Annotated in this window: 6 protein-coding genes and 1 pseudogene; all 7 read left to right on the top strand. The window is 57.8% G+C overall.

What is annotated here, in order from left to right; translation table 11 throughout:
• Window positions 1–221 precede the first annotated feature (221 nt).
• The 7 genes and pseudogenes from rimA (at window position 222) to ALO64_RS17460 (ending at window position 8,059) form a co-directional block, all read left to right on the top strand.
• On the top strand, window positions 222–1,004 hold the full coding sequence (rimA, locus tag ALO64_RS17430; protein WP_002555827.1) for a S6 modification regulatory phosphodiesterase RimA: 783 nt from the start codon (window positions 222–224) through the stop codon (window positions 1,002–1,004).
• Window positions 1,005–1,020: 16 nt separating this feature from the next.
• Window positions 1,021–1,497, top strand: coding sequence for a retropepsin-like aspartic endopeptidase RimB (rimB, locus tag ALO64_RS17435; protein WP_002555826.1), 477 nt, complete (start codon window positions 1,021–1,023; stop codon window positions 1,495–1,497).
• Window positions 1,494–2,399 (top strand): 30S ribosomal protein S6--L-glutamate ligase, encoded by a 906-nt coding sequence (gene rimK, locus ALO64_RS17440; protein WP_002555825.1) that lies wholly within the window; start codon window positions 1,494–1,496, stop codon window positions 2,397–2,399. The genes rimB and rimK overlap by 4 nt, the downstream gene beginning before the upstream one ends.
• A gap of 456 nt (window positions 2,400–2,855) precedes the next feature.
• The gene (gene gltP / locus ALO64_RS17445; RefSeq protein ID WP_044344939.1) at window positions 2,856–4,187 is read left to right on the top strand and encodes a glutamate/aspartate:proton symporter GltP; all 1,332 of its coding nucleotides are present in this window, start codon (window positions 2,856–2,858) and stop codon (window positions 4,185–4,187) included.
• 91 nt (window positions 4,188–4,278) lie between these two features.
• Window positions 4,279–4,554 carry a hypothetical protein gene (locus ALO64_RS17450; RefSeq protein ID WP_004659597.1) on the top strand — a complete coding sequence of 92 codons (276 nt, stop codon included), beginning with the start codon at window positions 4,279–4,281 and terminating at the stop codon, window positions 4,552–4,554.
• Between the two features lie 217 nt (window positions 4,555–4,771).
• Window positions 4,772–5,020, top strand: coding sequence for a TIGR02647 family protein (locus ALO64_RS17455; RefSeq protein WP_002555822.1), 249 nt, complete (start codon window positions 4,772–4,774; stop codon window positions 5,018–5,020).
• A gap of 183 nt (window positions 5,021–5,203) precedes the next feature.
• Window positions 5,204–8,059 (top strand): annotated as a pseudogene (locus tag ALO64_RS17460) (class I adenylate cyclase).
• Window positions 8,060–8,279: the final 220 nt, after the last annotated feature.

Below are 8,279 nucleotides of genomic sequence, written 5' to 3' on the forward strand. Positions count from 1 at the left end.
GAAACCCGGGGCGGTTCAGACCTTGTCATCTTCTTCCGGCTTTTGCGCCATTTGAATTCCTCATCAGTGCAGCAGTCTGAACGTTATCGGGCTCATCAGAAAACGCGACTGCGTCGCTCGCCTGATGTGTACATACCCACACGAACATGAAGTAACCGATCCTTGCTTGTCAAAAACAGCTATTCCCCTTTTCATTGCCCGACCCCTACATGGAGCGCGACGTGACAGATTTTCCAACTTCGTTGACCGCCCCCAGAAAAGGGTGCGCGGGATGCACGGGCAGTCCGGAACTGGATTTCTCGTTTGACTACGCGTATCAACCGATCGTGAACCTTCACGACCAGTCGATTTTCGCTCACGAGGCGCTGGTTCGTGGCCCCAATGGCGAAGGTGCGATGTCCGTTCTGAGTCAGGTCAACGACCAGAACCGCTACCGCTTCGATCAGGCGTGTCGGACCACCGCCATCGCCGGTGCCGCGAAACTGGGCATGAACGAGCGTTTATCGATCAACTTTTTGCCCAACGCCGTGTATCGTCCCGAGCTGTGTATCCGCAGCACGCTGGAGGCCGCCAGGCAGCATGACTTTCCTGTCGAGCGTTTGATTTTCGAAACCATCGAAAGCGAGCATGTGGATAACAACGGGCACTTGAGCAATATTCTGCGCGAGTATCGCGAGTTCGGCTTCATGACCGCCATCGATGATTTCGGTGCCGGGTATTCCGGGCTGACGCTGCTCGCGGACTTTCAGCCAGACCTGATAAAGCTCGACATGAACCTGATTCGCGACATTCATCGTGATCGCGCGCGTCAGGCTATTGTTCGGGGTGTTGTCACAATGTGTTCGGACTTGGGGATTAAGCTCATTGCCGAAGGTATAGAGCAGGTTGAGGAGCGGGACTTTCTCGCCGATTGCGGCATTTTCCTGATGCAGGGCTATCTGTTCGCCAAACCTGCATTCAAAGCCCTGGCGCAGATAGCACCTGACGTCTGGCAGAAGTCTTGAGACATACGGAATTGCATTGAAAACATTCGACCATCTGACAGTCATCGGCCTGCGCGAGTGGGTAGCGCTTCCCGACCTGGGGGTGGCGGGCCTGCGGGCAAAAATCGATACCGGTGCGAGCACGTCAAGCCTGCATGCCACCGAAATCGAACCTTTTGAGCGCGATGGCCAGAAATGGGTGCGTTTCAACGCGCATCTGGGCACTGTGGTTCAGTTGCGGCATCGCCGCTGCGAGGCGCAACTGGTCGCCATGAAAACCATTAAAAGCTCCAATGGCCACGCGCAGGTGCGTTACGTCATTCGCACTACGCTGGCCCTGGGTGATCGTATCTGGCCAGTGGAATTCACACTGGCTTGCCGCAAGTCGATGCGTTATCGACTGCTGCTGGGTTCCAAGGCGCTGATCGACGGCCAACTGGTGGTCAATCCGGGCATAACTTACGTACAAGACAAGCCGGTGTTCCCGGCCTCTACTTCCTCAGGTGTTGCATGAAGATCGCTGTGCTTTCGCGTAATCCGCGTCTGTATTCCACCCGTCGTCTGGTCGAAGCTGGCATCGAGCGTGGCCATGAGATGGTGGTGATCGACACCCTGCGCGCCTATATGAACATCGCCAGCCACAAGCCGCAGATCCACTACCGCGGCAAACCTCTGGAGGGCTTTGATGCGGTGATTCCGCGCATCGGTGCCTCGGTGACTTTCTATGGCTGTGCGGTGTTGCGTCAGTTTGAAATGATGGGCGTGTTTCCGCTCAATGAGTCGGTCGCCATTGCCCGCTCGCGCGACAAGTTGCGCTCGCTACAACTGCTGTCACGTCGGGGCATCGGCTTGCCGGTGACAGGCTTTGCCCACTCGCCTGACGATATTCCCGACCTGATCCAGATGGTCAACGGCGCGCCGCTGGTCATCAAGGTGCTGGAAGGCACTCAGGGCATCGGCGTGGTGCTGTGCGAAACCGCTACGGCAGCCGAATCGGTGATTGAAGCCTTCATGGGGCTCAAGCAGGACATCATGGTGCAGGAGTACATCAAGGAAGCGGGCGGTGCCGATATTCGCTGCTTCGTTGTCGGTGACAAGGTCATCGCCTCGATGAAGCGTCAGGCCAAACCGGGCGAGTTTCGCTCCAACCTGCACCGTGGCGGCAGTGCCAGCCTGATCAAGATCACCCCGGAAGAACGCATGACTGCATTGCGTGCAGCCAGGGTCATGGGCTTGAGTGTGGCGGGTGTGGATATTCTGCGCTCCAATCACGGCCCGCTGGTGATGGAGGTCAACTCGTCACCTGGCCTGGAAGGCATTGAAGTCACCACCAGCAAGGATGTGGCCGGGATGATTATCGAGTATCTGGAGAAAAACAGCGGCCCGCACATGACCCGCACCAAAGGAAAAGGCTGACAGGGCGGCGACTCGACTCAATCGCTCAGGCCATGAGCTTGTCTGCGGATAAGCTGGCCTGAGCACTGCACTACCGTACATCTGTTAAATGCGCCGAGTAATCGATTCAGCACCGCTATGTTCTTTCTGCAAACCCGCTTCTCTCCATCAGGCCGAAGACGACGTTTTAGCCACCTTCGCGCCGAATCGCCCTCTCGCCTCGCGACATAAATCAACACATTTCTGCTTATTTGTATGCCGATTGAGCATGAGGTAGTCGTTTACGGCATTAGACGTATGCGCGTGCCATGGGAATAGTTGCGACTTTTTTCGCCTGCTACAGAGCCGGGATGCTCGTCTGCGGTGACCTTCTCGGGACATTTCCAAAGGGATCCCCTGCCCTGAAACTGCTTTGAAAAGCACGCTCGGCGCATCGGTCTTGGACTTGCCCAAGCCACTTTGAACAAGGGTAATAATATGAAGAAGGCAAAGCTGAGTCTGGCCTGGCAGATTCTGATCGGACTGGTACTGGGTATCGCGGTGGGGGCGCTGCTCAACCATTTCAGCGCCGAGAAGGCCTGGTGGATCACCAATCTCCTGCAGCCTGCGGGCGATATCTTCATTCGTCTGATCAAGATGATCGTTATCCCTATCGTTGTCGCATCGCTGATTGTAGGCATCGCGGGTGTGGGCGACGCCAAGAAACTGGGGCGCATCGGTCTGAAGACCATCCTCTATTTCGAAGTCGTGACCACCATCGCCATTCTGGTGGGCCTGGTGCTGGCCAATGTGTTCCATCCGGGCACGGGTATCGACATGATCACGCTGGGTACGGTGGATATCTCCAAATACCAGCAGACAACGGCCGAAGTTCAGCATGATCACGCGTTTATCGCGACCATTCTCAACCTGATCCCGTCCAACATCTTTGCTGCCATGGCGCGTGGCGAGATGCTGCCGATCATCTTCTTTTCAGTGCTGTTCGGTCTCGGGCTTTCCAGCCTGCAGGCAGAGGTCCGTGAGCCTCTGGTGAAGCTGTTTCAGGGCGTCTCGGAAACCATGTTCAAGGTCACGCACATGATCATGAACTACGCGCCGATCGGCGTGTTCGCGCTGATTGCGGTGACCGTCGCCAACTTCGGTTTCGCCTCCCTGTTGCCGCTCGCCAAGCTGGTGATTCTGGTATATGTGGCCATCGCCTTCTTTGCCTTCGTGGTGCTGGGGCTGATCGCTCGGGCGTTCGGCTTCTCGGTGATCAGGCTGATGCGCATCTTCAAGGACGAGCTGATTCTGTCCTACTCCACCGCCAGCTCCGAAACCGTACTGCCACGCGTGATCCAGAAAATGGAAGCGTATGGCGCGCCGAAGGCGATCTGCAGCTTCGTGGTGCCGACGGGTTATTCGTTCAACCTCGATGGTTCTACGCTTTATCAGAGCATTGCGGCGATCTTCATTGCCCAGCTGTATGGCATTGACCTGTCGATTGGCGCGCAACTGATGCTGGTTCTGACCCTGATGGTCACGTCCAAAGGTATCGCGGGTGTGCCGGGTGTTTCCTTCGTGGTGCTGCTGGCAACGTTGGGCAGCGCCGGTATCCCGCTGGAAGGCCTGGCGTTTATTGCCGGTGTCGACCGGATCATGGACATGGCGCGTACGGCCCTGAATGTGATCGGCAACGCGCTGGCCGTACTGGTCATCTCGCGCTGGGAAGGCATGTACGACGATGAAAAGGGCGAGCGCTACTGGAACTCCCTGCCGCACTGGCGCAGCAAGGAACCTGTGCCGATGGGCCAGCCGACGGCTGACTGATCTTCGCCAATGTGCTGACAAACCCCGGACCTCCGGGGTTTGTTGTTTTCAGGTCGCCGGTTAGACTGCCTGCCTTACCAGAGGAATGAACATGAACGACGCACTTGACAATGACGAAGAAGAATTTGCCGCCTCGACCCTGATCGAAGCCATCGAGAACCAGATCGAGTCCGGTAATCCGCCAGCGGCCAAGGCTGTTTTCAACATGCTTACCCTGGTTAACTACGAGCGTGAAGACATTCTCGAAATGATGGCGCACGTCCTGGCCATCGAAATCGACGCCTTGCTGGAGCAGGACCGTCCGTTCGATACGCAATGGTACGAAGCAGCGCTGCGGGCCCTGCCCGATCTGCCCCCGGAAAAGTAACCTTGCGGTCAGGTCGTGCCAGCAAGATATATGCTGCAAACACTCCAGACGCTGACTACACTGCAAATGCCCCGCTGCCGCATGATCCTCCGGGGCTGCCACGCCAAACCGGCTTCAACGGTCATCCAGAACCGACGAGCGCAGATTGGACACGTCGATTCCAGAGCACACCCGCCAGCCGGCGAGGTCGTACTACTACAAAAAGTCTGGAGTACCTATGTCGTATACCCCTGAGCTGGTTGCCGAACTGGAAATCCTTGCACTGTTCAATCTGGGAAACACCCAGGAAGGCCTGAAAGTCCACCATGTAGCGGCACCCACTGCCGTTGCAGCAGCAAAAAGACTCTTCGATAAAGGACTGACGACCCAGGTCGATGGCGGTTATCTGACCAGCCTCGGGCTTGAGGCCGCTCAACATGCCCAATCACTGTTGACCATCCTCAACGTTTCCAAACAAGCTGCCTGACAGGCGCAGGGCCTGCGCACAAAAAAGCGTGGCAGGCCCTTCACTTATCTGAACGCCGGTCGATACAGGATTCTGGCGTCAGAATAACAACCCGACTGAATCCTCTTCTCTCGGCTGCAAAACTTCTCCGCCATCTTTGCTCAGTAATTCCACGCCTGCACAGGCCAGATGCCTTGAGTTGCGATGACGCGTAATCCTGAAATTCGCCCCGACCTGGATGAGGGCATCGACCGCAAGGTTCTCAGCCAGTTGCGCAACCGTTTCCTGTCACTCAATGACGGGCGATATGCGCGTGCCCTCGAAGGCATGTCGACCCGCCAGCAAAGCGTTCTGACCCTGCTGCCGCTGTTCTTTCACGTCAACCATCCTCTGCTGCCCGGTTACGTTTCCGGTGGTACGCCTGCTGGCGTCTCGCAGTACGAACCGGACACGCTGGCGCTGGCCGAAGCGCAACGCCTGACACGCTCCTTCTCTTACAAGGTCCGGCGTGGTAACGCTCCTCAGCCGATTCACGGCCTGTTCCTGATGGGCAGCCTCGGTACGCTGGCCCAGGCTGAACAAAGCGACATGGACGTATGGGTCTGCCACGACAGCGAACTGGAGCCGGAGGCCATCGCCGAACTGCGCAGGAAATGCCATGTCCTTGAAGCCTGGGCCGCCACTATGGGGGCAGAAGCGCACTTTTTCCTGATTGACCCGCAACGTTTCAAGCGCGGGGACCGCGACTCGCAGCTCAGCTCTGACGACTGCGGCACTACCCAGCATTACCTGTTGCTCGATGAGTTTTATCGCACGGCGATCTGGCTCGCAGGGCGCACCCCGATGTGGTGGCTGGTGCCAGTCTATGAAGAGCAGAACTATGAGGATTACCCCCATACCCTGCTGAGCAAACGCTTCATTCGCGCCAGCGAAGTGCTCGACCTCGGGCCAATGTCGCACATTCCTGCGGCGGAATTTATTGGTGCCGGCTTGTGGCAGTTGTTCAAGGGTATCGAGTCGCCCTACAAGTCTGTTCTCAAGCTGCTGCTGATCGAGGTTTACTCCAGTGAACATCCCCGCGTGCAGTGCTTGAGCCTGCGTTTCAAGCAAGCGGTGTTTGCCAACCAACTGGACCTGGATGAGCTGGACCCGTACGTGGTTGTGTACCGGCGTATCGAAGAGCATCTGCAGGCACGCAACGAGCAAGAGCGCCTCGAACTGGTGCGGCGCAGCCTGTACCTGAAGGTCAACAAAAAGCTCACCGGCTCGAGCCGTCAGCGCAACACCGGTTGGCAACGCCTGCTGCTGGAGCGCCTGACCTCTGAGTGGGGCTGGGATGAACGACAACTGGCGCTGCTCGACAGCCGCAGCCAGTGGAAAGTGCGCCAGGTGGCCAGCGAGCGTCGTGCACTGGTTAACGAGCTCAATTACAGCTATCGCTTTCAGACCCGGTTCGCCAGAACGCAAAGCACCGCCGACGCGCTCAATGCTCGTGACCTGACCATACTCGGTCGGCGCCTGTATGCCGCTTTCGAGCGCAAGGCGGGCAAGGTCGAGTTCATCAATCCGGGCATCGCTCCGGACCTTGCAGAAGATACGCTGACGCTGGTGCATTCCCCTGATAAACGCGAGCCAGGCAAGCATCAGTGGGCCCTGTACAACGGCAACCTGGGTATTCACGAGTGGCCGAACTTTTCGCCGATCAAGCGCAGCCGGGAATTGCTCGAGCTGCTGACCTGGTGCCACCGCAACAACGTGATCGACACCACGACCCGCGTGGCGCTGCATCCGGGCACCAGTGACTTGAGCGAGTTCGAGTTGTTCAACCTGCTCGGTGCCTTGCAGCAGAGTATTGAACTGCCGCTGCCCGAGGTCAGCGACGACGAGCTGCTCATGCCCAGTACACCCAGCGAGATACTGTTGCTGGTCAATGTCGGTGTCGACCCGCTCAGGCATCACCGCGACCTTAATATTCTGATGACCACCGAGCGCACCGACTCGCTCAGTTACGCGGGTGTCCGGGAGAATCTGGTGCTGACGCTGGACCAGATCACCCTCAATACCTGGAACGAAACGCTGGTCAGCCGCTATGACGGCCCGCATGCCCTGCTCGACTGCATGAGCGAACTGCTCGGCAGCCTGCCGCAGAGCGGTAAACAGCCGCAGATTCGCGTGCGCTGCTTCTGTCATAACCGGGCACCTGCCATCGCTCAGCGGGTTGAAGAACTGATCAGCACGGCCCGGTTATTACTCGCCAGGCGGTTGAACCATCGTTATCTGATTTAAGTGCAGCAGCAGTATCACGTGCTGGAGATCAAACCCGGGCAGGTCGGTCATGTAGTGGTCAACAGCCTGCCAGGCCTGTTCAATTACCTGGGTGAAGAGCTGCCGTTGTACAGCCCTTTGCATCTGGACCCACAGGCACTCGATGGCCACGATCTGGCCCTGATCCTGCCACTTGGTCAGCCTGAATGCATTCAGGTGTTCTACCGAATCAACGAGCCGGATGCCGACGTGTACGTGCTGGACGAACACAATTCGCTCTGGCACCAGCGCCTGCCGTATCACGACGAACAAAGCCTGCTGACGCCACTGCAGCGTTTTCTTCAATCGCTGGTTTATCGCCGAGGCGCGTCATTGCCGCTGGACGACCTGTCCGAGCCGGTTTCGCTGGAAACCCTTTATTACCAAGTGCTGCCTTCTGGCCCTGGGCTTGCCCGGCGTGTCGAACATCGGTTGGCACCGACTGCGGCGGACAAGGCGTTTTATGACGTGCAGGCAATCATCGAAGAAACCTCGCCCGGACAGCTGAGCGCCACGCTGTACTGCGATAACTGCGATAACTGCGAGTTTTCCGAGCTGGAATATGGCGATCAGCTGTATGCCGCCGTTGCCCGGCAAATTCTCGTCAAGCGCCTGGAACCCCAGCGCTATCGCTGTTACATCACCGACCTGGACCTGTCCGGGCTGCTGGATGACCGGCATGGACAAAGCATCCTCCTCCTGCATCACAAGGCCGAGCTGGAAAAGCTGTTGAACGAGGCGATGGACCAGGCCTGACGTACGCTTGTTCTGCCCCTCGCGCCTAACGTTCCAACGCGGAGCATTGGCACGATAGGTGTTCTGCGGGCCGCCTCTCGTTCCGCACGCTCCGCGTCCGATCCTGAATGTGTGGTGTGGCGCAGAGTTGTGACGTAGAGCGTCACGAAATGCATGCCAACGCGGAGCATTGGCACGATAGGTGTTCTCTGGTGCGCCTCTCGTTCCGCACGCTCCAGCG

The organism is Pseudomonas meliae (assembly GCF_001400515.1).
Classification (GTDB): domain Bacteria; phylum Pseudomonadota; class Gammaproteobacteria; order Pseudomonadales; family Pseudomonadaceae; genus Aquipseudomonas; species Aquipseudomonas amygdali.

Coding starts and splice junctions, on each gene's coding strand:
- ALO64_RS17450 (WP_004659597.1), top strand. CDS start 4,279: ATGAACGACGCACTTGACAATGACGAAGAAGAATTTGCCGCCTCGACC.
- rimK (WP_002555825.1), top strand. CDS start 1,494: ATGAAGATCGCTGTGCTTTCGCGTAATCCGCGTCTGTATTCCACCCGT.
- ALO64_RS17455 (WP_002555822.1), top strand. CDS start 4,772: ATGTCGTATACCCCTGAGCTGGTTGCCGAACTGGAAATCCTTGCACTG.
- gltP (WP_044344939.1), top strand. CDS start 2,856: ATGAAGAAGGCAAAGCTGAGTCTGGCCTGGCAGATTCTGATCGGACTG.